The sequence below is a fragment of the Actinokineospora sp. UV203 genome (assembly GCF_056323665.1).
The window spans coordinates 3,172,363-3,194,911 of record NZ_CM150484.1; the positions used below are offsets into that span (position 1 = coordinate 3,172,363).

29 protein-coding genes are annotated in these 22,549 nt (G+C 69.9%); 7 read left to right on the plus strand and 22 right to left on the minus strand.

Annotation, left to right across the window (positions count from 1 at the left end):
• The first annotated feature begins 23 nt into the window (after positions 1–23).
• Positions 24–884: an alpha/beta fold hydrolase gene (locus ACUZ2Y_RS14750; RefSeq protein ID WP_476331302.1), complete on the plus strand. Its 861-nt coding sequence runs from the start codon at positions 24–26 to the stop codon at positions 882–884.
• A 218-nt stretch (positions 885–1,102) separates the two neighbouring features.
• Here ACUZ2Y_RS14750 and ACUZ2Y_RS14755 read toward each other — a convergent pair whose 3' ends face one another.
• Positions 1,103–1,651: a hypothetical protein gene (locus ACUZ2Y_RS14755; protein ID WP_476331305.1), complete on the minus strand. Its 549-nt coding sequence runs from the start codon at positions 1,649–1,651 to the stop codon at positions 1,103–1,105.
• The gene (locus ACUZ2Y_RS14760; protein ID WP_476331829.1) at positions 1,648–2,454 is read right to left on the minus strand and encodes a RecB family exonuclease; all 807 of its coding nucleotides are present in this window, start codon (positions 2,452–2,454) and stop codon (positions 1,648–1,650) included. Before ACUZ2Y_RS14760 ends, ACUZ2Y_RS14755 begins: the two co-directional genes overlap by 4 nt.
• A gap of 83 nt (positions 2,455–2,537) precedes the next feature.
• On the opposite strand from ACUZ2Y_RS14760, the gene ACUZ2Y_RS14765 reads away from it, so the two are divergent.
• Complete coding sequence (locus tag ACUZ2Y_RS14765) at positions 2,538–2,891, plus strand: ArsC/Spx/MgsR family protein (protein ID WP_476331308.1); 354 nt, start codon at positions 2,538–2,540, stop codon at positions 2,889–2,891.
• Here the strand turns inward: ACUZ2Y_RS14765 and ACUZ2Y_RS14770 are convergent.
• Genes ACUZ2Y_RS14770 through ACUZ2Y_RS14785 form a run of 4 tightly spaced genes read right to left on the minus strand, consistent with a single transcriptional unit; the run spans position 2,878 to position 5,135 of the window.
• Positions 2,878–3,498: a MarC family protein gene (locus ACUZ2Y_RS14770; protein ID WP_476331311.1), complete on the minus strand. Its 621-nt coding sequence runs from the start codon at positions 3,496–3,498 to the stop codon at positions 2,878–2,880. The genes ACUZ2Y_RS14765 and ACUZ2Y_RS14770 overlap by 14 nt on opposite strands.
• Entirely contained in the window at positions 3,498–4,358 is an 861-nt protein-coding gene (locus tag ACUZ2Y_RS14775) for a PHP domain-containing protein (RefSeq protein WP_476331314.1), read from the minus strand. Before ACUZ2Y_RS14775 ends, ACUZ2Y_RS14770 begins: the two co-directional genes overlap by 1 nt.
• A gap of 27 nt (positions 4,359–4,385) precedes the next feature.
• Complete coding sequence (locus tag ACUZ2Y_RS14780) at positions 4,386–4,952, minus strand: PH domain-containing protein (RefSeq protein WP_476331317.1); 567 nt, start codon at positions 4,950–4,952, stop codon at positions 4,386–4,388.
• Between the two features lie 18 nt (positions 4,953–4,970).
• On the minus strand, positions 4,971–5,135 hold the full coding sequence (locus tag ACUZ2Y_RS14785; RefSeq protein ID WP_166657828.1) for a hypothetical protein: 165 nt from the start codon (positions 5,133–5,135) through the stop codon (positions 4,971–4,973).
• 142 nt (positions 5,136–5,277) lie between these two features.
• Here ACUZ2Y_RS14785 and ACUZ2Y_RS14790 point away from each other — a divergent pair, with 142 nt between their 5' ends.
• Entirely contained in the window at positions 5,278–5,700 is a 423-nt protein-coding gene (locus tag ACUZ2Y_RS14790) for an NUDIX hydrolase (RefSeq protein ID WP_476331320.1), read from the plus strand.
• 6 nt (positions 5,701–5,706) lie between these two features.
• Here ACUZ2Y_RS14790 and ACUZ2Y_RS14795 read toward each other — a convergent pair whose 3' ends face one another.
• Positions 5,707–6,819 (minus strand): DUF2332 domain-containing protein, encoded by a 1,113-nt coding sequence (locus ACUZ2Y_RS14795; protein WP_476331323.1) that lies wholly within the window; start codon positions 6,817–6,819, stop codon positions 5,707–5,709.
• Positions 6,820–6,840: 21 nt separating this feature from the next.
• Positions 6,841–7,344, minus strand: a complete 504-nt coding sequence (locus tag ACUZ2Y_RS14800; RefSeq protein WP_476331325.1) for a MaoC family dehydratase — start codon at positions 7,342–7,344, stop codon at positions 6,841–6,843.
• Between the two features lie 392 nt (positions 7,345–7,736).
• Here ACUZ2Y_RS14800 and ACUZ2Y_RS14805 point away from each other — a divergent pair, with 392 nt between their 5' ends.
• Positions 7,737–8,816 (plus strand): magnesium and cobalt transport protein CorA, encoded by a 1,080-nt coding sequence (locus ACUZ2Y_RS14805; RefSeq protein WP_476331328.1) that lies wholly within the window; start codon positions 7,737–7,739, stop codon positions 8,814–8,816.
• 162 nt (positions 8,817–8,978) lie between these two features.
• On the opposite strand, the gene ACUZ2Y_RS14810 is transcribed toward ACUZ2Y_RS14805, so the two are convergent.
• The 5 genes from ACUZ2Y_RS14810 to ACUZ2Y_RS14830 all read right to left on the minus strand — a co-directional run bounded on the left by ACUZ2Y_RS14810 (position 8,979) and on the right by ACUZ2Y_RS14830 (position 12,929).
• On the minus strand, positions 8,979–9,764 hold the full coding sequence (locus tag ACUZ2Y_RS14810) for an ESX secretion-associated protein EspG (RefSeq protein ID WP_476331331.1): 786 nt from the start codon (positions 9,762–9,764) through the stop codon (positions 8,979–8,981).
• Positions 9,764–10,126 carry a hypothetical protein gene (locus ACUZ2Y_RS14815; protein ID WP_091383424.1) on the minus strand — a complete coding sequence of 121 codons (363 nt, stop codon included), beginning with the start codon at positions 10,124–10,126 and terminating at the stop codon, positions 9,764–9,766. Before ACUZ2Y_RS14815 ends, ACUZ2Y_RS14810 begins: the two co-directional genes overlap by 1 nt.
• A gap of 15 nt (positions 10,127–10,141) precedes the next feature.
• Positions 10,142–11,356, minus strand: coding sequence for a WXG100 family type VII secretion target (locus ACUZ2Y_RS14820; RefSeq protein WP_476331334.1), 1,215 nt, complete (start codon positions 11,354–11,356; stop codon positions 10,142–10,144).
• Between the two features lie 152 nt (positions 11,357–11,508).
• Positions 11,509–12,324, minus strand: coding sequence for an ESX secretion-associated protein EspG (locus tag ACUZ2Y_RS14825; protein ID WP_476331337.1), 816 nt, complete (start codon positions 12,322–12,324; stop codon positions 11,509–11,511).
• Positions 12,321–12,929 (minus strand): hypothetical protein, encoded by a 609-nt coding sequence (locus ACUZ2Y_RS14830; protein ID WP_476331340.1) that lies wholly within the window; start codon positions 12,927–12,929, stop codon positions 12,321–12,323. Before ACUZ2Y_RS14830 ends, ACUZ2Y_RS14825 begins: the two co-directional genes overlap by 4 nt.
• A gap of 103 nt (positions 12,930–13,032) precedes the next feature.
• On the opposite strand from ACUZ2Y_RS14830, the gene ACUZ2Y_RS14835 reads away from it, so the two are divergent.
• Positions 13,033–13,452: a hypothetical protein gene (locus ACUZ2Y_RS14835; RefSeq protein WP_476331343.1), complete on the plus strand. Its 420-nt coding sequence runs from the start codon at positions 13,033–13,035 to the stop codon at positions 13,450–13,452.
• A gap of 12 nt (positions 13,453–13,464) precedes the next feature.
• Here the strand turns inward: ACUZ2Y_RS14835 and ACUZ2Y_RS14840 are convergent, their stop codons facing one another.
• A complete protein-coding gene (locus tag ACUZ2Y_RS14840) occupies positions 13,465–14,607 on the minus strand; it encodes a hypothetical protein (RefSeq protein ID WP_476331346.1) in 1,143 nt (380 codons plus the stop codon).
• Between the two features lie 183 nt (positions 14,608–14,790).
• On the opposite strand from ACUZ2Y_RS14840, the gene ACUZ2Y_RS14845 reads away from it, so the two are divergent.
• On the plus strand, positions 14,791–15,459 hold the full coding sequence (locus ACUZ2Y_RS14845) for a metallophosphoesterase family protein (RefSeq protein WP_476331348.1): 669 nt from the start codon (positions 14,791–14,793) through the stop codon (positions 15,457–15,459).
• The gene (locus ACUZ2Y_RS14850) at positions 15,449–16,288 is read left to right on the plus strand and encodes a chromosome partitioning protein ParB (RefSeq protein ID WP_476331351.1); all 840 of its coding nucleotides are present in this window, start codon (positions 15,449–15,451) and stop codon (positions 16,286–16,288) included. The genes ACUZ2Y_RS14845 and ACUZ2Y_RS14850 overlap by 11 nt, the downstream gene beginning before the upstream one ends.
• Positions 16,289–16,447: 159 nt before the next feature.
• On the opposite strand, the gene ACUZ2Y_RS14855 is transcribed toward ACUZ2Y_RS14850, so the two are convergent.
• The 8 genes from ACUZ2Y_RS14855 to ACUZ2Y_RS14890 all read right to left on the minus strand — a co-directional run bounded on the left by ACUZ2Y_RS14855 (position 16,448) and on the right by ACUZ2Y_RS14890 (position 22,541).
• Positions 16,448–16,813 (minus strand): peptidase inhibitor family I36 protein, encoded by a 366-nt coding sequence (locus tag ACUZ2Y_RS14855; RefSeq protein WP_476331354.1) that lies wholly within the window; start codon positions 16,811–16,813, stop codon positions 16,448–16,450.
• 248 nt (positions 16,814–17,061) lie between these two features.
• Positions 17,062–17,595, minus strand: coding sequence for a YflT domain-containing protein (locus ACUZ2Y_RS14860; protein ID WP_476331357.1), 534 nt, complete (start codon positions 17,593–17,595; stop codon positions 17,062–17,064).
• 166 nt (positions 17,596–17,761) lie between these two features.
• Positions 17,762–18,628, minus strand: a complete 867-nt coding sequence (locus ACUZ2Y_RS14865; RefSeq protein WP_476324065.1) for a transposase — start codon at positions 18,626–18,628, stop codon at positions 17,762–17,764.
• Between the two features lie 150 nt (positions 18,629–18,778).
• Positions 18,779–19,975 carry an acyl-CoA dehydrogenase family protein gene (locus ACUZ2Y_RS14870; RefSeq protein ID WP_091378291.1) on the minus strand — a complete coding sequence of 399 codons (1,197 nt, stop codon included), beginning with the start codon at positions 19,973–19,975 and terminating at the stop codon, positions 18,779–18,781.
• Between the two features lie 90 nt (positions 19,976–20,065).
• Entirely contained in the window at positions 20,066–20,254 is a 189-nt protein-coding gene (locus tag ACUZ2Y_RS14875; protein ID WP_476331360.1) for a hypothetical protein, read from the minus strand.
• A 109-nt stretch (positions 20,255–20,363) separates the two neighbouring features.
• The gene (locus ACUZ2Y_RS14880) at positions 20,364–21,155 is read right to left on the minus strand and encodes a slipin family protein (protein ID WP_476331363.1); all 792 of its coding nucleotides are present in this window, start codon (positions 21,153–21,155) and stop codon (positions 20,364–20,366) included.
• A 187-nt stretch (positions 21,156–21,342) separates the two neighbouring features.
• Positions 21,343–21,555: a hypothetical protein gene (locus ACUZ2Y_RS14885; RefSeq protein ID WP_476331366.1), complete on the minus strand. Its 213-nt coding sequence runs from the start codon at positions 21,553–21,555 to the stop codon at positions 21,343–21,345.
• A 137-nt stretch (positions 21,556–21,692) separates the two neighbouring features.
• Complete coding sequence (locus ACUZ2Y_RS14890; protein WP_476331369.1) at positions 21,693–22,541, minus strand: hypothetical protein; 849 nt, start codon at positions 22,539–22,541, stop codon at positions 21,693–21,695.
• Positions 22,542–22,549: the final 8 nt, after the last annotated feature.

The following is a 22,549-nucleotide window of genomic DNA, read 5'->3' on the forward strand; positions in this document are numbered from 1 at the left end:
GCCGCGCGCGGCACACTCGATTCATGCACTCGCAGCTGAGCCCGCACCGGGCCGTCCGCGCCGACCTGCCCGGGCCCTACGGACCCATCGGCGCCCTGCGCATCCGCGGTGAGGGCCCGATCGCGCTGCTGGTGCCCGGCTACACGGGGTCCAAAGAGGATTTCGCCCCGCTGCTGGACCCGATCGCCGACGCCGGATTCGACGTCGTCGCCATCGATCTGCCAGGTCAGCAGGACTCCCCCGGTCCGGCCGACGAGGCATCGTTCCTGCCCGCGCCGCTGGGCCAGGTCGTGGCGGAGCTGATCGGCAAGCTCGCCGCCGAAGGTCGGCCCGTGGTGCTCATGGGCCACTCGTACGGCGGCCTGGTGTCCCGTCGGGCCGTGCTCGCGGGGGCGCCGGTCGTCGGGTTGACGCTGCTCAGCTCGGGGCCGGGTGAACTGCCGTCGGGTGGGCGGCGGGCCGTGCTGGAGCTGGCGGAGCCGATCCTGCACCAGCACGGGATCGGGCCCACGCACGACGTGCTGGAGAAGCTGAACGCGAGCAACCCGCGCTGGCAGAACATGCCCGCCGAGCAGCGGGTGTTCCTGCGCGACCGGTTCCTGCGCAACAGCGTCGCGGCCCTGGTGGGCATGGGCACCGGCCTGCGCGGCGAGCCCGACCTGGTCGGCGACCTCGCCCGCACCCTGCGCGCCCGCGGAACCGCCTGCCTGGTGGTCTGCGGCGCCGAGGACGACGCCTGGTCACCCTCGGCTCAGCGGGACATGGCCGACCGGCTGGAGGCCGACTTCAGCATGATCGCCGGCGCCGCCCACTCCCCCGCCCTGGAAAACCCCACCGACCTCCTCGCCACCCTCCTGCCCACCTGGCAAACCTGGCTCCCCTAGCCCGCGAGTCGCCCCTCCAGGCAACCGAATTCACCATTCGGGCAAGTGAGTTCAACACTCAGGCAAGTGAGTTCGACATTCGGCACGTGGATTCCACGCTTGGCCGCGCACGTGCGGCAACTGCATGCGTCCCGAACGTTGAACTCACTTGCCTGAGTGTTGAACTCACTTGCCCGAATGGTGAATTCGGTTGCCTGGAGGGGCGACTCGCGGATGGGTCAGGACCACCAGAAGAACCAGGTTGTGGCCGCGGTGATGGCGGCGACCAGCAGGACCGGCAGTGCGGCCACCGCACCTCGGCGGCGGTCCGCCTGGCGCTGCAGGACCACGGCGGCGACCGCGGCGACCGCGTGTCCCAGGACGATGGGGATGCCGGGGCCGGGTATGCCCTTGGACGAGGCGAGCACCTGAAGCCCGACGACCACGAACGCCAGCACACACAGGCCAAGGGTGAGCGCGCCCGACAGCTCGCGCCAGAAGCCGGGAGGCCTGGGCTCGTCGTCGGCTGTCTTGGGTCGATCGAAGGGTTCTGTCGGGTAGTCGCCCGGCGCGGCGTCCGGCGGGAAGCCCTCGGATCCGCCGTGCCCGCCACCCGGGCCCGCCCGGTTCGGCCCGCGCCGCACCGGGCGCGACGACTCATCGCGCGCCGCCGCGGACAGCGGCACCGTCACGGCCCCCGCGTGCGCGGGGGCGGTTTGGGCGGGGGCAGTGGGGAGTCGGGCCGTGCGAGGGTCCGAGTGCGGGAAACGGTCGGTCGGGCCGGTCACGGGGCCAGCATCGCCCATGGCTCGATCTGCGGTCCAGCCGCCCGGCCGTCGTCGCAGTTGCGGCGGAAGTCGCACCACGAGCACTGGCGGCCCGGGGTGGGTGGGAACAACACTTCCGGGTCGCCGCCCGCCTTGAGCGTGTCGGTCGCGAGTTGGAACTCGTCGGCCGACTCCTCCGCACGGCGGAGGTGGCGGGCCAGGGACTCGTCGGTGTGCTCCCAGGACGACACGGTGCCCGACGGCAGGTGGTGCAGCTCGACCTTGGTGCACGGCCTGCGCAGCGTGCGGCGGGCCGCCAGGACGTACAGGGCGAGCGCCTGCGAGCCGCGGGCGTCGTCGGTGGTCAACGCGTGCTTGCCGGTCTTGTAGTCGACGATCACCAGTTCGCCGTCACGCTGGTCGATGCGGTCGACCCGGCCCTCGGCGACGATCGTGCCGACCGGGGCGGACACCCAGCGCTCCAGGCCGACCGGGTCGTGGTCTACGTCGGCATCGGCGACGTAGTCGTGCACCCAGCCCGCGGCGCGCTCGCGGAAGGTGGCCGCCTGCTCGGACCCGGCGAACCCGTCGTCCTTCCAGTGCGTGCCCACCAACGCCGCCGCGGCATCGGGCGTCCGCTTGCCCACCGGAAGATCGAACAACGCCTTGAGCGCGTTGTGCACCACCGCGCCCAGCGTGCTGTGCGCCCACGGCCCACCGCGCGGCGGCGTGGGACGGTCGATGTACGCCATGCGGAACCGGCGCGGGCAGTCCGCCCACACCGAAAGCCGCGACGGCGTGACCTTGATCAGCTTTCGCGGCATGCTCTCAAACCCCAACTGGCCCTGCACGACCAACACCGTACGCAGTAGCACCGACACTCCCCGCGCCGGGCACAATCGGGGTTGTGGAAATTTGGCACAACCCCCGATGCGGCAAGTCCCGTACCGCCGAGGTCGCGCTTGGCGGGCTGGGAGCCGAGCACACCGTGCGCCGGTACCTCGAAGACCCGCCGACCGCGGCGGAGATCGAAGAGGTGCTGGTCAAGCTGAACCTGGAGCCATGGGACATCACCCGGCTCAAGGAGCCGCCGGCCAAGGAACTCGGCCTCGCCGACCTCCCCCACCACCGTGCCCAGTGGATCGCCGTGCTGGCCGCGAATCCGGCGCTGATCGAGCGCCCCATCGTGATCCACGACGACGGCACCGCCGCCATCGTCCGCACCCAGGAAGCCCTGGACGCCTTGCTCAACCGGAAATAAAGCCCTTTACCGAGTTGGCGATCAGTTCCACGGCGATGGCGGCAAGCAGGAGGCCGGCGATCTTGGCCAGCAGCAGGATGCCGCTGTCCTTGATGATCCGGATGACGACGCCGGAGTAGCGCAGGCACAGCCACAGGATCAGGTGCACCGCGACGATGGCCGCGCCGACGGCCACGTAGCCGCCCCCGCCGCCGTCGGTGTCGGCCTGGCGGACGAAGACGATTGTCGCGGCGATGGCGCCAGGTCCGGCGAGCAGTGGGGTGCCCAGCGGCACCAAGGCGATGTTGACGTCCTCCACCGCTTCCGGCTCGGTCATGCCGCGGCCGGTGAGCAGGTCGAGGGCGATCAGCAGCAACAGCAGCCCGCCCGCGCCCTGCAGCGCGGGGATGCCGATGCCGAGGTAGGACAGGATCGCCTCGCCGCCGATGGCGAACAGGGTGATCACGCCGAGCGAGACCAGCACCGCCTGGCGGGCCGCGCGCAGCCTGGTGGCCTTCGTCTTGCGGCCCGTGAGGCTCAGGAAGACCGGGATCGTGCCCGGCGGGTCCATGATCACCAGCAGGGTGATCAGCGCGTGGGTGAAGATCTGGACGTCGAACCAGCTCATCAGCCCTCCAGGATCTTGGCGCCGGTGGCGCGTTCGGCGATCGCGTCCAGCATGGCGGGCGCAGTGGTCTCCGCGCCGATCGCGATCGTCTTGTTGGTGCCGTGGTAGTCGCTGGAGCCGGTGACCACCAGGTCGTGCTCGACCGCCAGGGACCGCAACTCGGCGCGCGACTGCTCATCGTGGTCGGGGTGGTCGATCTCGACGCCGTCGAGACCGTGCCGGGCGAGGTCGGCCAGCACGGCCGCGTTGATCGTCGGGCCGCGGCGGTGCGCGAAGCCGTGGGCCAGCACGGTCACCCCGCCCGCCGCCTTGATCATGTCGATCGCGTCGCGGACCGGGGTCTTGTTGCTGGGCACGTAGTAGCCGTCGCGGCCGTGCAGGAGCTTGGTGAACGCCTCGGTGACCGACCCGACGATCCCGGCGCGAACCAGGGCCTGCGCGAGGTGCGGGCGGCCCGCGGGGACATCGTCGGGGATGGCGCCCAGCAGCGTGTGCGGGTCGACGGGGTAGCCGTCGGCGGCCATGCGGGCGGCCATGGTGTGCAGCCTGGCGCGTCGCTCCGCGCGGGTGCGGGCGTACTCGGTCACCACGGCCTCGGCCAGGGGATCGAACAGGTAGGCCAGCAGGTGGACGGTGCACGTGTCGCCGCGGCCGTCCTCGGACACGCAGGTCAGCTCCGCGCCGCGGACGAGACGCAGACCGGACGGCAGCGCGGCGGCGGCCTCGGCCCACCCGGCCGTCGTGTCGTGGTCGGTGATGGCGACGACGTCCAAGCCCGCCCGCCCGGCCGCCTGCATCAGCTCGGCCGGGCTGTCGGTGCCGTCAGAGGCAGTGGAGTGGCAGTGAAGGTCGATCCGCACCTGCGTCAGTGTGGACGATGACGCGGGTCACCCCTTCATTGCCTTGCGCTTGCCCTGCGCCATCCGCTGCGCCTTGATCATCGAGAACCGCTCCGCGGCCGCCTTCTTGTCGCCGAAGACGAGCTCGGAGATCGCGTCGTAGACCTGTTCCGGCCGCGGCAGGTACTCGATGTTGTTGAGTGCCTGGATCTGACCCGCGGACTCGACGACCATCGTGCCGTAGCCGAAGACGCGGCCCATCGCCGTGCGCTTGTACGTCAAGTCGGTGACCTTGCCGATCGGCATCATCAGGACTCGGGTCGTGATGACCCCCGTGGTCATCATGAACCGCTTGTCGGTGACCACGATGCGCTCCACCCACCAGTCGATGACCTGGTAGGTGAAGCGGAGCACGACGGCCAGAGCGACGTACCAGAGGATGTTCTGCACCAGCCACGCCGCGGGCGGGAGCAGGTAGGAGACCATGACGCAGATCGCGAGGAGCGCGACTGCCTCGAAGACCTCCCAGACCAGGCTCGCCCAGTGCCTGCGCACCCGGATGACCCGGCGTTCGGAGTCCAGCAAGTACTCGTCTGGGTCTCGGGGCGCGAACATGGTTCGACGCTACCCGGCTCAGCCGGAGAAAACAGTACGAACGAAGGTGATCACCGCTTCGGCGCCCTCCCTGAGCGTCTGGATGATCGAGTTCACGATGCCTGCCGACTGCACCGGCTGCGTCACCAGGAAGAAGACGAGCAACGCTGCCCCAGTCAAGATCATTACCTTCTTGACGTCCACTGCGATCTACCCCGTTCCGTCCGCACCCGAAGTGGCCTTGTTGAAAACCGTTGTACCGCACGCGGAGCCCGTCCGGGAGGGGTGTCCCGCGCTTGGGTCAATGCGGAGCGTTACCGAAGAACCACGGCTACGCTCTGTAGCTATGAGCGATGGTCCAAACGGGAGAATCCGGTGTGTCGGAGGCATTGTCGGTGACTCCTCCGGCCGCCTTCTGCTCATTCGGCGGGCGAACGATCCCGGTCGCGGCCAGTGGTCCCTACCTGGAGGGAGGGTCGAATCCGGCGAGGCCGACGACGTCGCGCTGATTCGTGAACTCCAGGAGGAGACTGGGTTAACGGTGATCGTCGGGGACCTGATCGGCGTAGTGGAGCGAAAGGGCCCCAAGGGGGTGTACGTGATCTATGACTACGCCTGTTCGGTTACGGACGGTGATCTTCGCGCCGGTGATGACGCCCTTGAGGCAGCATGGATCGACCTTGCGACATTCACCACACTCGATGCCGGTAACGATCTTGTCGAGCAGCTTTCGGACACTCTTCGCGGGTGGGGTGCGCTACCTCGTTAGCGCAGGTCAGGCCAGCCAGAGCAGGCGCTCGCCGTGCGGCGAGGTGCGCGCCAGCGCGACCGCTTCCGGACGCCCCTGGGCCCACGTCGTAAGGCCCAGCACGCCCAGCGCCGTTTCACTCTCGGCGGTGACAAGGTCGTCACGCCCGGGCAGCACATTAGTGAGCGCCGCGGCGTAGCCCTCGTTGCTGACCCACCACAGCGGCCGGGTCTCCGCAAGCCCGGCGAGCGCGGTGACGAAGGCCGCCCGTTCGCCCTCGGGCAGGTAAGTGAGCACGGTGGAAGTGATCACGACCAGTGGCACGTCCACCGGGACCCTGGCCGCCGCCGACGCGAGGTCGGCCACGGCGTCGCCCTTGACCAGTTCCGGCGGATTCTTGTGCTGCATGGCGGCCGCGGTGCTGAATAGCCGCTGCCGCTCGGGCTGGTCGGCCCAGATGCAGGCCTCCAGCCACGCCGCGGCGTCCTCGTCACCGAGGTCCACCGGGTTTCGGTCCAGGCCCACCTTGGCGGCCACGGCGAGCTTCTTTGGTATGGCGGGCAAGGTGGCGCCGGGGGCGAGTTCGAGCGCGCAGTGCAGCCCCAGCGCGGTCTTCGCCGGGCCCGCGACGACCTGGCCCGCCTGCTCGGTCTGGTAGCGGTAGGCGTAGCGGTCGAGGTCGAGCAGCAGGCCCGCGCTGCACCCCACCTCAAGCAGGCCGACCGGGGCCTTGGCCTGCTTGGCGGCCAGCGCGACGGCCGGGTAGAGCAGGGCGGCGCGGCGGACCTCGTTGGTCTGGGTGGTGTGCGCGGCGATCAGCGCGCGGATCTTCTCCGACCGCTCGACCACGAACGCGCGGAACAGCGGCCATGTACCGGCGTCGAGACCGTAGGTGCCACCCATCGACGGGTAATAGTTCACCAGCTCGTGGAACGGCTCGGCCTGCAGCGCGCGGTGCACAGCGGCCAGCAGCAGGGTCGGGTGGCCGAAACCGGGCTGCGCGGAAGTCAGCAGCCCGGCGACGGCGTCGTCATCGGCGGCGCGGGCGGCCAGGTGCTCGTAGAGCGGGGAGACGCCCGCCGCCTCCGACTCGGCGAAGCGCCGCAACCGCTGCCTGATCTCCTCCAGCGACACGGTCACGGGCTCCTCCGTCTTGCTCTTCTACGCCTTGGGCTCAGGCCTGCCGGGCTGCTCGCCGCCGCGCGCGTCGCCGTAGGACTGCTTGGGCACCATCACCTTGCGGCGGAAGATGCACACGACGGTCCCGTCCTGCTTGTAGCCGCGCGTCTCGACGTACACGACGCCGCGATCATCCTTGGACTTCGACGGGGTCTTGTCGAGTACCTCGGTCTCACCGTAGATGGTGTCGCCGTGGAACGTCGGCTTCACGTGGCGCAGCGACTCGACCTCCAGGTTGGCGATCGCCTTGCCGGACACGTCGGGCACCGACATCCCCAGCAGCAGGGAGTAGATGTAGTTGCCGACCACGACGTTCTTGCCGAAATCGGTGGTGTTCTCGGCGTAGTTGACATCCATGTGCAGCGGGTGGTGGTTCATCGTGAGCAGGCAGAACAGGTGGTCGTCGTACTCGGTCACCGTCTTGCCCGGCCAGTGCTTGTAGACCGCGCCGACCTCGAACTCCTCGTAGTACCGACCGAACTGCACTGTTCCTCCAAGTAAGTGACCGGCGAGTAGGCCGCCGAGTAGACAACTGTGTACGGCGCGCGGGCCGGTGGTGCAACCGATGTGTGAGGGAGTGCACCGCGCGTGATCGCGCATCCCTGAACATCGAATGGTCGGACTGAGGAGGTACGCTGTCGCCCTGGTGGGCGTGGGCATTCGGCCCGGCTCACCACCGGCCGCGAGGAGGTGAGGACGCACATGGGCGACCCGCATGGTCATGAAAGCGCGACAGGTTGCAGTAGTACCCGCGTCCCCTCCGGAGGAATCCGCCGCTGACGGCAGGTTCCGCGGGTCCGGCAGGGACGCTCCGTCACCGGAGCGGCGATAGGTCGTCCGGTCCGCCGTGTTGACGGCGGGAGCACCTGGAGACCCCGATGGCCTTCATTCCCTCGCTCGGCGGCCGCAGAGGCCGCAACCCCGTCACCGCGCCGCGGGCCCAGACCCCGGCGCGGCAGTCGGCGTACGTCGTCGACTGCGCGGTGTACGTCGACGGCAAGCGGCTGCCTGGCCGCTGGACGCACTCCGACGCCGTCGCCGAGGTGCGCGCGCGGGGCGAGGGCTTCGTCTGGATCGGTCTGCACGAGCCCGACGCCCAGCAGATCCAGGGTGTCGCGGAGACCTTCGGGCTGCATGAGCTGGCCGTCGAGGACGCGGTGCACGCGCACCAGCGGCCCAAGCTCGACCGCTACGAGAGCAACCTGTTCATCGTGCTCAAGACGGTCCGCTACGTGGAGCACGAGTCGCCGACGACGGCCAACGAGATCGTCGAGACCGGCGAGATCATGGCGTTCCTGGGCAAGGACTATGTGGTGACGGTCCGCCACGGCGCGCATTCGGGCCTGCACGATCTGCGTGAGGAGCTGGAGCGCTCGCCGGAGCGGCTCAGCGCCGGGCCCGCCGCCGTGCTGCACGGCATCGCCGACCGGATCGTCGACAGCTACCTGGCGGTGAGCGAGGCGTTCGAGCACGACATCGATCTCCTCGAGCGCGCCGTCTTCGCGCCGCGCAACCCGGTCGGCGCGGAGCAGATGTACCTGGTGAAGCGGGAGATCCTCGAACTGCGCCGCGCGGTCATGCCGCTGGCCAACCCGCTGCGCAGGCTCGCCGAGGGCTGCTCGCCGCTGATCCCGGACGAGGTGCGCTCCTACTTCCGCGACGTCGACGACCACCTGACGACGGTGTCGGAGCGGGTGGGGGCGTTCGACGAGCTGCTCACCACCCTGCTCGACGCCACGCTGGCGAAGATCACGCTGCAGCAGAACTCGGACATGCGCAAGATCACCTCGTGGGCGGCGATCGTGGCCGTGCCCACGATGGTGGTCGGCGTCTACGGGATGAACTTCGACTTCATGCCCGAGCTCAAGTGGAAGTTCGGGTACCCGCTGGTGATGGTCGTGATCTTCACGGCTTGTCTCGTCTTGTATCGAATCTTCCGCAAGAACCGATGGCTTTAGCTGGAGGCCTTTCCGGCTCCAGCGACACCCAGGTCCCCCCGCCCGCTTCCCCGATGGGAGGTTCCGCCATGACCCGGCTGCTCACCAACCTCAAGTTCTGGCTTTTGGCCACGATCATCACCTGGATCGCGGTCGTGACGGCGCTCATCGCGGAGATGCCGCCTACGCCCTGACCGAACCCGCCATGGCCCGCAAGGCCGCCCGGAAGTCGTCTGTTCCCAAGGGGTTCACGCTCATCCAGTCCGCGTCGCCTGCCAGCCGGTAGCGGCCGCGGGTGGTGTCGATCCACCGGATCTCCTCGCACGCGCGGCGCCACTGGTCTTCGGTGTCGTCGCGTTTGGCGACACCGGTCTGGCCGCTGCCGAGCACGGGCTGCAGGTGCGACACCATCCGGCGAGCGACCCGGTCGTCGAGCCCGTTGGCCGCGAGGATCCGCTCGATCTCGTTCTGTGCCAACGGTTTCGGTGCTTCGGCCAGGATCGCCTCGAACGCGGACTCGACCGCGCGGCGGGGCAGGCTGAACGGCGCGGTCAGCGGGGCATCGACCCGCGGCACCATGCGTTCCAGCTTGCCGATGGCGTCGTCGAGGGTGGCCGCGCGCAGGCGGATCATACCGTTAGGGTCGGCGCTGTCCTGTACGACGATCAGGGCTTCGTCGTGGGCGGTGAGGACGGCCGCGGAGAGCTTGCGGTCGTCGCTGAGCACGACCAGGTCGACCACGCCCGTGCAGGCGCGCAGGAGGTAGACGAACTCCTCGGCAACGTCGAGCGGACCGCGTTCGTCGGCCAGGCCGCGGTCGCGGAGTTGTTGCGCCGCACCGGAGAACAGCACGCCGCGCTCGATGTCACTCTGCCCGGATGCGGGGACGTCGATCGGGAACGGCGCCTCGACCTCGGCGAAGACACACAGCAGGTCGACTTCGACCGGGTGCAGGGCGGCCTCGGCCATCAGGTGTTCGGGAACCGCTTGGCGGCGTGCTCGTCGCTTTCCTGGTAGCCGGCGGCGGTCCGCTCCGCGCTCGCGACGAACTCCTCCATCCGCTGCAGGGCGGTCTCCAACTGCCCGCGCAGCCCCGATTCGGAGCCGAGCCGGTCGCTGAACTTCTCCGCCAGCTCCTGGCCGACGGGGCTGGTGCCCAGCATCGGCTGGAACGCCGGGGAACTCAGGTCGGCGACCTCGGCGATGATCGCGTCGAGGTCGGCGCGCACGTCCTCGACCGCGGCGGCGAACTCGCGGACCTGCGCGGGATCGACCTGCCAGCCGTTGGCGCCGTCGAAGTTCCCGATCGGGCCTGGCTCATCGACATACATGGGTGTTCCTCTCCGTTAGAGCCCGATCACCGGTGGTGCGGACTTCAAGTCGGTGATGGCGAACGGGTCTTCCTCGATCGGGACCCGCCTGCGGTGTTCGCTGTCTTCTTCCTTGCGTCCGCCCGCGCCCCCCGCGCCGCCCATGCCGCGGGCCGCGTCACCGAATCCGTTAAGCCTGCCGAAGCGTCCCGCGCCCGCCCGGCCGCCCCGGCCGTTGGCGCCGCCGCGGACGCCGGCGCCCGGTCCGGCACCGAGGCCGCCGCGGCCGGTGCCGAGCCCACCCGCGCCGAAGCCGAACGCGCCCGCCCCGAAGCCGTTGAGGCCGCCCGCGCCCAAGCCCGCGTTGCCGCCGCCGTAGCCGGTCAGGCCCTGCCAGCGCCCCTCCCAGCCGGAACCGAACGGGGGCGCGAAGGCCGGGGTGGTGCCGCCCACGGGTGGGGCGCCGCCGTTCCAGCCCGGGTGTGACGGGCCGCCTGGCACGGTGACGCCGGGGCCGGGCGTGCCGACGCTCGGCGGCGGGGTCGCGCCGGGGCCAGGGCCGGGGTTGACGCCGGTCGCCGGGCCACCGAACCGCGGGGTGGAGCCGTCGATGCCGAGGACCGCGGCCTCGAACCGCTGCATGGTCTGCACGGCCTTGCGCTTGAGCTTCTTCTTGTTGCTGCCGAAGCCGAACGCGCTGGCGATGCCGCCCAGCGCCGCACCAAAGGCCGCGCCGACCGGACCGCCCACGGCGAACCCGGCCGCCGCGCCGCCACCGGCCGTCGCGTACCAGGCGCTGCGCGGCTTGCCCGGCATCGTGTCCTGCGCGGAGCGCAGCGCGCCGCCCGCGTCCTGGATCGGGTCGGCCATGCTCTTGGCCGTCGCCGCCATCTCCGAGACCCACGCGGCGTTGGCGACCACGGTGCGGGAGGCGTCTTCCGACGCGGCGCCGGACCAGAAGTCCATGAGGCGGTTCAGTGAGCGGGACAGGTCCTTCGAGGCGCGGCCGATGCGGTCGCCGTGGCGGGCCCACTCGTCGGCGAGCATGTCGAGCTGGCTCGGGTTGGCCTGGTCGCCGACCATGCGCTGCAGCGTTTCCAGGCTGTAGCCGTTCCAGTGGACGCCGCCGGTGACGTAGGTGTCGTCGGTCTCGCGGCGGCGTCTGCGGTCCTGCTCGGCGGCGGCGCGCGCGGCGGCGGCCTGCTCGGCCTGATGCTTGACCCGGCGGACCAGCTGTTCGACGTCGATCATGCGTCAGCGCCTCCCCGAACCATCGTTTCCGACCGTCACGGTACCGCCTCCCCGAAATTTAAGGTTTGGGTCACTTCTGTCCGATCATGCGTTCGGTGGTAACCGTGGTCGGCTGTCGTCACGGTCCCCTTAGGTTGCGGCGGGCGGGCGGACTAGTGCCAGAGTCTTTGCGCCAAGGTGCGTAGCTCGGTGCGGAGGTCGTCGCGGGGTAGGGGATTGACGCTCATCCAGTCGGCCTGCTCGCCGCCCGCGATGCGGAAACGGCCGCGTGCGGTGTCCAGCCAGCGCAGTTCCTCGCCGGAGCGGGTCCACGCCTCGGCGTACCCGCGCTTGACGGCGATGCCTGCCTGGCCGTTGCCGAGCACCGGCTGCAGGTGGGTGGCCATCCGGCGGACGGTGCCGTCGTCGAGGCCGTGGCGCCGAAGGACGCGGTCGAACTCGTCGGGCGAGAGCCTGCGCGGGGCACCGTCGCGGTCGGTCGCGGCGAGGATCTCCCGGTGGGCGTGGTCGACCGCCCGCCTCGGCAGGCTGAACGGGGCCGCCATGGCCGGGGGCTGGTCGGGCACCATGCGCATCAGGTGCTCGACCGCGTCGTGGGTGGACAGCGCCAGCAGCTGAACCGCCGCGTCCCCGCTGTCCTGCCGGGCCACCAACGCCTGATCGCGCCTGGTCAGCACCAGCACCCGACGCACCCCGCCGCGGCGAGCCGCGATCATGTCCAGCGAACCGACACCGTCGCGCAACAGGCTGACGAAGCCCGCGGCGAGCCCCTGCGGGCCACGGTGGTCGGCCAGACCGCGGGCGGACAACTCGGCGCGAGCGGTGCGGAAGGCGTCCCGGCGTTCATCGGCGGTCGCGCCGTGAGAGCGGACGGTGAGCGGGAACGGGGGCGAGACCTCGGCGAAGGTGCAGAGCAGGTCGACCTCGGCGGGCTGCAGCCAGGTGCCCTGGCGGGTGGGCGCGGTCATCCCTCGCTCGCCCGGTTGATCGACTGCTCGGCGTCGGCCTCGGCTTCGCGGTAGGTGTCGCGGACCTTCTCGGCGCTCTCGATGAACTGGTCCATCCGCCGCATCGCCTCGGCCAGCAGACCGCGCAGGCCCGCTTCGCCGTTGAGTCGGTCGTCGAACTTCTTGGCCAGCTGCTGCCCGACCGGACTGGTCCCGAGCTTGGGTGTGTACTCGTCGCCCTGCATGCGCTCGACCCGTGTCTGCACGGCGGCGAGGCCGAATCGGGCGGAGGTGACGGCCATGGCGAAGCCGGTGAGTTTGTCGGTGTCGACATCCCAGTAGCCGGGCGACTGCTCGGTCGGGGTGGGCGGCTGGGTGCCTCCTTGGGGTGGGGTTCCGGCGGCGGGGGTTCCGGCGGCGGGGGTTCCGTCGGTCGGGGTTCCGGGGGGCGGGTTTCCGGGCGGCTGGGTGGGGGCCGGGGGTGGGTCGGCCGGGGTGCCGGGTGGCGGCGTGGGCTTGCCGAGGTCGGGCAGTGGCGCGGGAAGGGCACCGGGCTCGCCCGGCGCGGGGCCGGGTTGGCCCGGGCTCAGTGGCGGCACCTGGACGGGCGCGGAACCCCCGGGCAACGGCAACGGCTGCGTGGCGCCGGGCGGCGGACCGGAAATCGGCTGCGGGGAAGGTCCGCCAGGCCCTGGGACAGGCTCACCGGGCAGCGGCGACGGCTGTGCCGTGTCAACCGGTGGCCCGGGAACGCTCGGCGGCGGTGCGGGCGCGGGCTCCGGCGAAGGCGCGGGTGCGGGCGCGGGCTCCGGCGAAGGCGCGGGTGCGGGTGCGGGCGGCGGCGCGGGCTCCGGCGCGGGTGCCGGTGCGGGTGCCGGCGCGGGTGCCGGTGCGGGCGGCGGCGCGGGCTCCGGTGCGGGCGGCGGCGCGGGTGCGGGTGCGGGCTCCGGCGGAGGTGCGGGGGCAGGCATCGGCGGCGGCTGCGGGGTGGGCATCGGCGGCGGCGGGGTGTCCGCGGCCTCGGGGGCGAGCATCGCCGAGCCTGCCAGCCGTTCCTCGATCAGCGACCGGCGTTCGAGTTCTTCTCGCATGTCGTCCCCTATCCCCGCACGCCTGTGGCGATCCCATGACCGGCATCGTTGTGTCTAGTCATCTCCGCGCCTACAGGCCGATCACCGGCGGCGATGCCTTCTGTTCCAACGCGAACGGGTCGTCGGCGTCGAACGGGTAGCGCCTGCGGTGTTCGCCCTGGTCGCCGCCTTGGCCCGCGCCCGCGCCCGCGCCCATGCCGCCCATCGGCATGCCGCCCGCCATGGCGCCGTGGCCGGTCGATGGGGCGGCGTGCAGTGCGGGGCCCGCGGTGGCGGCTTTGACCGGGTTCTGGAACGAGTCGGTGACGCCGGTCTGCTGACCGGACCGCAGCGGTCCGCGCGCGATGGGGCCGCCCGCGGCGCCGCCCGCGCCCGCGCCCACAGCGGCTCCTGCGCCTCCGCCGTAGCCGCCACCCCCGCCGGAACCGCCGCCACCACCGCCACCACCGCCGGACGAACTCGTGCTGTCGAGGGATTGGGCTGTGGTGCCGGAGTTACCGCCGGTGAGTTCGAGCCAGCGGAGTTCGACGTCCGTCACGTAGGAGACCGGCATGGTCGGAACCCAGCCAGGCGGCTGCGGGACGCTCGGGGTGTCCGGGCGGGGGCGCAGTTCCGTTTCGCGTTCCTCGAACCGGGGTGTCGCGGCGTCGATGCCGAGGGCGGCGCCCTCGAAGCGGCGCATCGCCTCCACCGCCACGGCTTTGAGCTGGGCTTGTTCCTGCTGGGCGGCGAAGGCGCTGTCGGCGCCCGCGGCGGTGGCGTTGATCGCGGCGGCCATCGGTCCGCCCGCGATGGCACCGCGTTCGGCGGCGTCCACCGCGAGGGCCGGGTCCACGGGCGGCGCGGGCGGGATCGCAGGCATGGCGTCCTGCGCGGCTTTCAGCGCGCCCGCCGCCTCCTGGACCGGGTCGCCGATCTGGTGGGCGGTCTCCCCCAGGTCGCCCACCCACTGCGCGTTGAGCGCGACGTCGGCGCGGGCCTGTTCGGCGGCCGCACCGGACCAGTACCGCATCAGCTCATCGAGCGCGGTCGCCAGCACCGCCGCGGCGTCGGCGACCTCGGTGCCCGCGGCTCGCCAGTCGTCGGCGAGGCGTTCCAACTGGGGGGCGCTGGCGTTCTGGGCGACCATGGCGACCAGATCTTCCAGCGAATAGGACTCCCAGTTCACGTCACCGGTGACGTACCGGTCCCCCGCCTGCTGCCCACTGCCCATCCCACGAACTCCCCTCGGTGGCAGGCCTGGCCACCGCACCCGTGACTGAACGACCGTCCGCTGGACGATCGCATCCGATGATCACGCTAACTGTCCGACGCGACGCGGGAAAGAACCGTTCCCCCGAAATGCTTCTCGTTTCGCGGCGGCACATTGATACCTGATCGGACGTACGCTCGGACGATGCCGAAGGTGCTCGCGGTGGCGGACGAGGTCGTGGACCACCTGTGGACCACTCGGGTGCGCGGCCACGAGGTCGACCTCGTGCTCGCCGCGGGCGACCTGCCGTTCGACTACCTCGAGTTCCTCTCCGACGCGCTCAACCGACCGTGTGTGTTCGTACCAGGCAACCACGACATCGACCTCAGCGGCTACAAGTCGTCGCACGGGCTGTGGACAAGCGGTGGCCAGCCCGTCGAATGGCCTGGTCCCGCGGGTGCGATCAACGTCGACGGCCAGGTCGCCGACGTCGCCGGGCTGCGGATCGCGGGCCTGGGCGGGTCGATCCGCTACAGCGGCGGGCCGAACCAGTGGACCGAACGGCAGATGGCGCGCAGGGCCCGGGCCCTGCGCCGCCGCGCCGCTTGGCGCCGGATGCGCGACGGCCGCGGTGTCGACGTGCTGCTGACCCACTCGCCGCCCAGGCACCTCGGCGACCGCGAGGACCGGCCACACCGCGGCTTCGAGTGCCTGCACACCACCGTGCACGCGCTGCGGCCCAGCGTCCTGCTGCACGGCCACATCCACCCGCACGGCGAGCCCGTGCCCGACCGCACACTCGGCGAGACCCGGGTGATCAACACCGTCGGATACCGCATCCTCGACATCCCGGAGCCGGACCATGGCGCGTGACACCGGGTTCACCCACGCCGACGCGGAGAACGACTTCCTCCGCATGCGCAGGCGCCAAGTCCTCTCCCGCCTCGCAGCCTGGCTGCGCCGCGAACCCGACGACGTCAACATCATGCTGCCGTTCGACGAGGTCGTCGCCGCGCTGGGCCGCAAAGGCGAGAAACGCCTGGGGCTGCAGGTGATCCCGCTCGACTCGATCATCGGCAGCGTCGACCGCACCCGCGACTTCGACCGCAGGTTCCGCCCGACGTCCGGCCGGGCCCGCGACCGCTGGGAACGCCTTGCCCGGGCGCAGCGCAGAGGCGAGGCGATACCGCCGATCGAGGTCTATCGCATAGGCGATCTCCATTTCGTCGTGGACGGGCACCACCGGGTGTCGGTGGCGCACGCGCTCAACCTGCGCACCATCGACGCCTACGTCACCGAGATCGTCACCCGCGTGCAGGCGGACGGGATCCGGTACCGCGGCGACCTGATCGTCAAGGACTACCGCCGGATCTTCCTCGACCGAGTCCCCCTACGCGGCGACGCCCGCACCGCCATCAACCTCGTCGCGCCGTGGGACTACGCGAAGCTCTCGGAAGCCGTGGAGGCCTGGGGCTTCCGGCTCATGCAGGACGAGCACACCTTCCTCGACCGCGCCACCGTCGCGGCCCGGTGGTACACCGAGGAGTTCGTCCCCGTAGTCGCCCTCCTCCGGCAGGCGGGGATGATCAGCACACAGACCGAGGCGGAGGCGTACCTGTGGGTGAGCGCCGAGCGCTACCGCCTGATCCGCACCCACCGCTGGGACGATGAGGTGATCACCGCCCTCCGCGACCGCCGGTGACGCACGGCGGTGTGTGCCGTCGCTCGCCGTCGCTGGTTGCCGCATCGGCCAGGGGGATGGGCAGGGGTGGTCAGCCTCGCGATCAAGCCTGCCCCTGGCACCTATGACGACCCGGCATCCACCCTGCCGCACCGCGTGGGTTCGCGGTGCGCGTGGGCGTCAGCTGAACCAGATCTGCACCGCCCGAACGACAAACGGTGCGTCCGGCACGTAGGTCCCTCGACCCGGATAGGTGTCGAACTCGCCCTCGGAGGCGCAGTCGGCGTCCTGGTAGACGGTGACGGGCCTGCTCAGGCGGTTCACGAAGGAGCGTCCCTCGACACCGTCGGGCACCGGCACGCATTCCTCCGGGTTGGTGTTCGACAGGGTCATGACAGCCCGAGGGCCGGCGAAGGTCGGTTCGGCCCACAGGCAGAGCTCACCGCTGTCGCACGGGATCGGGTCGGCTGTGGCGAGGGTGCTCAGACCGAGCACAGTGGACAGAGTGAGCAGCGCGGCGAGAGCCGCGCGAATGAGCGTGCGCATGTGCGTTTCCCCTGGTCCCCGGGACGCTTCACGCTGAAACGTCCGACTGGTTCAGGGTCCACCCATGGCGGAATCGGCGCAAACGGCTATCCACAGGGGCAACAGGCGTAGGTCAAGTTTCATCCGCACTCGCAGCTTAGCGTCCAAATTGGACAGTGGCTCGTACTGGATGCACTTGGCTGATCCGGTAACACGGGCAGCGGCGCCGTGGGCATATCGAGACCCGGTCAACGTTCCCGGACGGGCTGCTAGCTGAGCGCTCCCCCGGGCCCCATGGCGAGCTTGGCCAGCAGGTCGCGGCCCTTCTCGGCGTTGCGGGGCTGGGCGAGGACGTCGTAGCGGCCCGCGACGAGCTGCGTGGCCGAGGCGATCTCACGGCCGCGGCCGCGGCCGCGGGTGCTGGCGTAGCCGACGGCGGCGAAGATCAGGCCGAACACCACACCGGCGGACAACCCCACGAGGATCGGGGCGAAAGACGCCTGCTGCTGGCTGAACAGGCCCAGGAGCAGCCCGACGAACAGGCCGAACCACGCGCCGGAGAGCGCGCCGGTGCCGAGGACCTTCGGCCAGCTCAGCCGCCCGATCACTCGCTCCACGAGCATCAGGTCGACGCCGACGATGGTGACTTCCTCGACGGGGAAGTCGTTGCCCGCCAGATGCTCCACCGCGCGGTGGGCCTCCTGGTAGGTGCCGTACGAGCCGATGGGCCACCCGCTCGGCGGAGTGGGCACCTTGGGCAGGCCCTGGTTCGAGCGTCCAGAGCCCGAAAACGCACCGGTCATCCCCCCATCCTGCCAATGTTCGCCGCCCTGAGCGAACCCGGGACGCGGAACGGGCTCGCCCGCCTCCCCGAAATTTCAACGCTTGGTCACGTCGCTGGATCACGGTGCCGAAGGTGGGCACCGTGATCCAGCGACGTCCCGGTCCCCTTAGGCGCGTTCTGTGGGTTCAGTTTGTCGGTAGGGCTACCCGGACGATGGTGTGGGCGGCGATGGTGGCGGCGGTGCGGGTGAGCAGGCCGTGGAAGGTGTGAGCGCCGTGTCGGGCTAGTTCCATGGTGTCGGTGAGTTCACGGAAGGTGGTTTCGACGCGGTTGCGCCACTGGGCGATGATCTTTTGCAGGACAGGCGGCATGGTCTTTCGTTCGGTTTTTGTCGGTGGTACCAGGTTCGTGATGCCTTGTGCGGCAAGTGATTCGGTGAAGGCGCGGCCGTTGAAGCCCTTGTCGTTGAGTAGGCCGACGAGTTGCTCGGCGCCGATGATCAGGTCGGGGACCAGGGCGCGTTCGTTCACTGTTGCGGGCACGATCGCCCAGGACCGGACCAGCCGCGAACCCAGGTCGGTGCGCACCGCGAGGCGGAAACCGTAGAACCACTCGCCGTGTGCGGCGTCGCGGCCGAAGCGGGCGCACAGCTCGTTGGGCCCGGTCCAGGAGTCCGGGCCACGGACCCGGCTTGGGTGTGTGACCGGCAGCGCCGAGGTGTCGATCTGGCCCCAGTCATCGGCCGGGACGGCGCCGAGCACGGCCTGGCGGATCTGTTCGTAGGCCCCATAGAGCCAGCGGGTGCGGCGATTGACCTCGCTCGGGTGAGGCAGCGCCGGGAACAGCAGCGGCCATTCCCGGCGGATCTCAGCCAGAAACCCGGACTCGCTGCGCCGACCCATCACATGCCTGACCAGCCCGATCGTGATGATTTCGGCGTCGGTGCAGGCCGGTGCCGGACCAGGACGTGGCGGGATGAGCACCACCCCACCCTTGATCAGGTCGTCGACAAGGACGTAGCAGTGGACGAACAGATCCTCAGCAGGCAACATGACAAGGCCCCTCGCAGGTCGGCGATCTTCAGCAATCACCAGCCTGCGCAGGGGCACCTTCGTCCCACCCACCGACACGCCGAACCTGACACACCGATCAACCCACAGAACGCGCCTTAGGTCGCGGCTGGTCAGCGCAAACGTCCTTGACTAACCCCGGGACTTGTAGTCGCGCAGGAGACCGCGGGAGATGATCGTCTTCTGGATCTCGCTGGTGCCCTCGCCGATCAGCAGGAACGGCGCCTCACGCATGAGGCGCTCGATCTCGTACTCCTTGGAGTAGCCGTAGCCGCCGTGGATGCGGAAGGACTCCTGGGTGACCTCGGAGCAGTACTCCGAGGCGATGAGCTTGGCCATGCCCGCTTCGACGTCGTTGCGCTCGCCGGAATCCTTCAGGCGGGCGGCGTTGACCATCATCAGGTGGGCGGCCTCGACCTTGGTGGCCATCTCGGCGAGCTTGAAGGCGATGGCCTGGTGCTCGACGATGGCCTTGCCGAAGGTGTGGCGCTGCTGGGCGTACTCCACGGCCAGCTCGAACGCGCGGATCGCGATGCCGCAGGCGCGGGCGGCGACGTTCACCCGGCCGACCTCGACGCCGTCCATCATGTACGAGAAGCCCTTGCCGGGGGCCTCGCCGAGGACCTTGTCCGCGCCGATCCGGTAGCCGTCGAAGACGGCCTCGGTGGTGTCGACGCCCTTGTAGCCCATCTTGTCGATCTTGCCCGGGATGGTCAGGCCGGGGGCGACCTCGCCGAAGCCCTCGGGCTTCTCGATGAGGAACGTGGTGAGGTTCTGGTGCGGCTTGTCCGCGCCCTCGTCGGTCTTCGCGAGCAGCGCGATGAGGTTCGAGGAGCCACCGTTGGTCAGCCACATCTTGGCGCCGTCGATGACGTAGTCGTCACCGTCACGCTTCGCGCGGGTCTTGATGGCGGCGACGTCGGAGCCGAGGTCGGGTTCGGACATCGAGAACGCGCCGCGGACCTCGCCGGTGGCCATGCGGGGCAGGAAGTGCTGCTTCTGCGCCTCGGTACCGTGCTGCTTGATCATGTGCGCGACGATGAAGTGGGTGTTGATGACACCCGAGACGCTCATCCAGCCACGCGCGATCTGCTCCACGACCAGCGCGTAGGTGAGCAGCGACTCGCCGAGGCCGCCGTACTCCTCCGGGATGGTGAGCCCGAACAGGCCCATCTCCTTCATCCCGGCGACGATGTCCGCGGGGTACTCGTCCGCGTGCTCCAACGCCTGCGCGTGGGGGATGATCTCCTTGTCCACGAAGTCCTTGACCGTGGAGAGGATCTCGCGCTGGATGTCGGTCAATCCAGCGGTCTGGGCGAGGCGGGCCATGCGAGCTCCCTTGACGAAGACGGCTTCTGAGTTACCCGGGAGTATCCACCGGTTAACGACCGTTCGCGGTACGGAAGTGCGCAGGACCACTCAGCCCGCGCGGAGCACCAGCTCGTCGCCGCAGCCGCGGCATTCCTCGGCGAGGATGTAAACGTCAGCCCCACAGCCGCCGCAAGAGCGGAAGCTGCGGTCGAAGAGGTCGTCGGCCTGGCGGCGTCGTCCGCCGAACAGGCTCAGAAGACTTCGTCCCTCCGATGAGGTGTCGCGGTGTCTACCCATGGGCCTAGCGTTGGTCGACTTCGGGTGGCGAAGCAAGCCAATCCCGTTATCTGTGCGTTATGTCACGACAACCTTTTACGCCGTGTCACGTCCCTGACCTGCTGCGTAATCACTCCGTAGTCATCGTTGAACGATCACGGCTTGGCAAACTCGACGCGTTCTCGAGGAACCGGAGCAGCTCGACGGGGAACGGCAGGACCAAGGTCGAGTTCTTCTCGGCGGCCACCTCGACCACCGTCTCAAGCAGCCGCAGCTGCAGCGCGGCGGGGGTGTCGGCCATGATCCGGGCGGCCTCGGCGAGCTTGTAGGAGGCCTGAAGCTCGCCGTCGGCGGAGATGACCCGGGCCCGACGTTCCCGCTCGGCCTCGGCCTGACGTGACATGGACCGCTTCATCGATTCGGGCAGCGCGACGTCCTTGATCTCCACCCGGTCGATGTGGATGCCCCACTCGAGCGCGGGGCTGTCGATCATCATCTCGAGGCCCTGGTTGAGCCGCTCGCGGTTGGAAAGCAGGTCGTCGAGGTCGCTCTTGCCGATGATCGACCGCAGCGACGTCTGCGCGACCTGGCCGACGGCGGACCGGTAGTCCTCCACGTTGACCACGGCGAGAACTGGGTCCATCACCTTGAAGTAGACGACGGCGTCGACCCGGACCGTGACGTTGTCGCGGGTGATGCCGTCCTGCGCGGGCACCGGCATGGTGACGACCTGCATGTTGACCTTGTGCAGCCGGTCCGACACCGGGATGAGGAACGTGAGACCGGGTTTGCGCAGCTCAGGGCGTACGCGACCGAAGCGGAAGACGAGTCCGCGTTCGTACTGTTTGACCACGCGGGCGCTGGCCGCGGCGACCAGCGCGGCCACGGACGCGATCGTGATGAGGATGTAGAGGAGAACCATCGTGGGGCCTCCGTTCAGCACCCTCGATGTTACGCCGAGCGAGTGAAGCGGGCCCTGATCACACCCGGTGAACACTGAGCGCGGCTAACATACTCGCCGTGCCGGGGTGAGAACGCCGCGCACGGAGAGAAACGGCCCGATGCCGGGGTCCATCCGACACCGGGCCGATCCTCAGCAGGCGCCGCGGTCAGCGCTGTTGCGTGCCGAAGACCGCGTCACCGATCACCACGAGAGCCCTTGTCGTCACGGCAAGGGCTTCGTGCTGTGTGAGCACCGCCCAGCCGTTCAGCAGCCGCAGCGGTGTTCGCACCGCTCGCCACCATCGACCCGGGTCCCGCCATCCCCGCCGGGCAGGCTTGGTGCCGTCCTCGGTGGGGTTGTCCCGATCCCCGTTCGTCATGGTTCTCCGTCCTCGCACTGAAACCGACTCGATGCCGGCGCGCCAGAAATCGAGTCACGGGACGAATGGCCATGCCTGGGTGGTCGGGACGGCGGCGCGGAAGCCTTGGGTCACAAGGGCTTCGGCGCCGAGTCGGACTATGCCGACCGACTGCGGCCGGTCGGCTGCGCGACGGGACGGAAGCGAACGGTCGGCGCTTCCATCAGCCGTAGCGCGGACTGTTTGCGCAGGACGTGGACCTCGTTGCGCAGCACAGTGTCCGCGCGTCGCAGGATGTCCACCTCGCCGGTGAGCGCGCGCACGCGATGGCCGAGGATCGAAACCTCGGCCTCCTTGCGCTGCAAAGAGACCACCGCCGAACGGAGTTGGTACTCGCGGTCACGCAGCTCCGCCTTGAGTGCCGCCACCTCCGCGATCAGGTCCGCGGGATCGGAGGACGTGCGCGGGATGGGGAGGTCGAGGACATCGGAGCCGTTGGTGGTGACCTCGACGAGCTCATCGCGGATCTGTTTCGCGGACACCCGTGGAGCGTCCACCCACGTCGGGTACGCGATCGGCCCGTTATACCCCGCGGGATTCTCCACATTCGCCGCCCGGCAGTGCAAGCCCGCGGCGAAGGCGAGTATTCGGCCCCGGTTGCGCTCGGACACGCCCGCGGCGACGAAGTCCTCGATCTCCGGCCATCGAGGCGCACGTGCGGCGCCGCCGCCGAGGAACCGGGCGCAGCTTCGCTGCAGGTAGGCCACGTCCTTGCCGTACGTCCAGTGGTCATCGCGGTCGCGGTGGGCGTCCTTGAGGGCGTTGTACGTCAGGGTCAGGCTGTCGTGGCGGTCGACCAGGGCGACCAGCAGGAACAGGATCAACTTGCGGTCGTCCAGGGTGAGTTTGCGGGTGAAGTCGTCGGTGGTCACCAGCTTGGCCAGGGCGGCCTGGCCGCGGCGGCCCGCCGTGCGGGGAGCAACGGGAGTGACGTCGTTATCTTCCAAATGAGAAT

Bases quoted from the DNA above. Each gene is read 5' to 3' on its own strand.
- ACUZ2Y_RS14870 (WP_091378291.1), bottom strand. From the start codon at position 19,975: ATGGCCCGCCTCGCCCAGACCGCTGGATTGACCGACATCCAGCGCGAG.
- ACUZ2Y_RS14845 (WP_476331348.1), top strand. From the start codon at position 14,791: ATGCCGAAGGTGCTCGCGGTGGCGGACGAGGTCGTGGACCACCTGTGG.
- ACUZ2Y_RS14815 (WP_091383424.1), bottom strand. From the start codon at position 10,126: ATGTATGTCGATGAGCCAGGCCCGATCGGGAACTTCGACGGCGCCAAC.
- ACUZ2Y_RS14750 (WP_476331302.1), top strand. From the start codon at position 24: ATGCACTCGCAGCTGAGCCCGCACCGGGCCGTCCGCGCCGACCTGCCC.
- ACUZ2Y_RS14860 (WP_476331357.1), bottom strand. From the start codon at position 17,595: ATGACCGGTGCGTTTTCGGGCTCTGGACGCTCGAACCAGGGCCTGCCC.
- ACUZ2Y_RS14850 (WP_476331351.1), top strand. From the start codon at position 15,449: ATGGCGCGTGACACCGGGTTCACCCACGCCGACGCGGAGAACGACTTC.
- ACUZ2Y_RS14875 (WP_476331360.1), bottom strand. From the start codon at position 20,254: ATGGGTAGACACCGCGACACCTCATCGGAGGGACGAAGTCTTCTGAGC.
- ACUZ2Y_RS14810 (WP_476331331.1), bottom strand. From the start codon at position 9,764: ATGGCCGAGGCCGCCCTGCACCCGGTCGAAGTCGACCTGCTGTGTGTC.
- ACUZ2Y_RS14760 (WP_476331829.1), bottom strand. From the start codon at position 2,454: ATGCCGCGAAAGCTGATCAAGGTCACGCCGTCGCGGCTTTCGGTGTGG.
- ACUZ2Y_RS14865 (WP_476324065.1), bottom strand. From the start codon at position 18,628: ATGTTGCCTGCTGAGGATCTGTTCGTCCACTGCTACGTCCTTGTCGAC.
- ACUZ2Y_RS14770 (WP_476331311.1), bottom strand. From the start codon at position 3,498: ATGAGCTGGTTCGACGTCCAGATCTTCACCCACGCGCTGATCACCCTG.
- ACUZ2Y_RS14780 (WP_476331317.1), bottom strand. From the start codon at position 4,952: ATGTTCGCGCCCCGAGACCCAGACGAGTACTTGCTGGACTCCGAACGC.
- ACUZ2Y_RS14825 (WP_476331337.1), bottom strand. From the start codon at position 12,324: ATGACCGCGCCCACCCGCCAGGGCACCTGGCTGCAGCCCGCCGAGGTC.
- ACUZ2Y_RS14855 (WP_476331354.1), bottom strand. From the start codon at position 16,813: ATGCGCACGCTCATTCGCGCGGCTCTCGCCGCGCTGCTCACTCTGTCC.
- ACUZ2Y_RS14790 (WP_476331320.1), top strand. From the start codon at position 5,278: ATGAGCGATGGTCCAAACGGGAGAATCCGGTGTGTCGGAGGCATTGTC.
- ACUZ2Y_RS14820 (WP_476331334.1), bottom strand. From the start codon at position 11,356: ATGATCGACGTCGAACAGCTGGTCCGCCGGGTCAAGCATCAGGCCGAG.
- ACUZ2Y_RS14885 (WP_476331366.1), bottom strand. From the start codon at position 21,555: ATGACGAACGGGGATCGGGACAACCCCACCGAGGACGGCACCAAGCCT.
- ACUZ2Y_RS14880 (WP_476331363.1), bottom strand. From the start codon at position 21,155: ATGGTTCTCCTCTACATCCTCATCACGATCGCGTCCGTGGCCGCGCTG.
- ACUZ2Y_RS14840 (WP_476331346.1), bottom strand. From the start codon at position 14,607: ATGGGCAGTGGGCAGCAGGCGGGGGACCGGTACGTCACCGGTGACGTG.
- ACUZ2Y_RS14805 (WP_476331328.1), top strand. From the start codon at position 7,737: ATGGCCTTCATTCCCTCGCTCGGCGGCCGCAGAGGCCGCAACCCCGTC.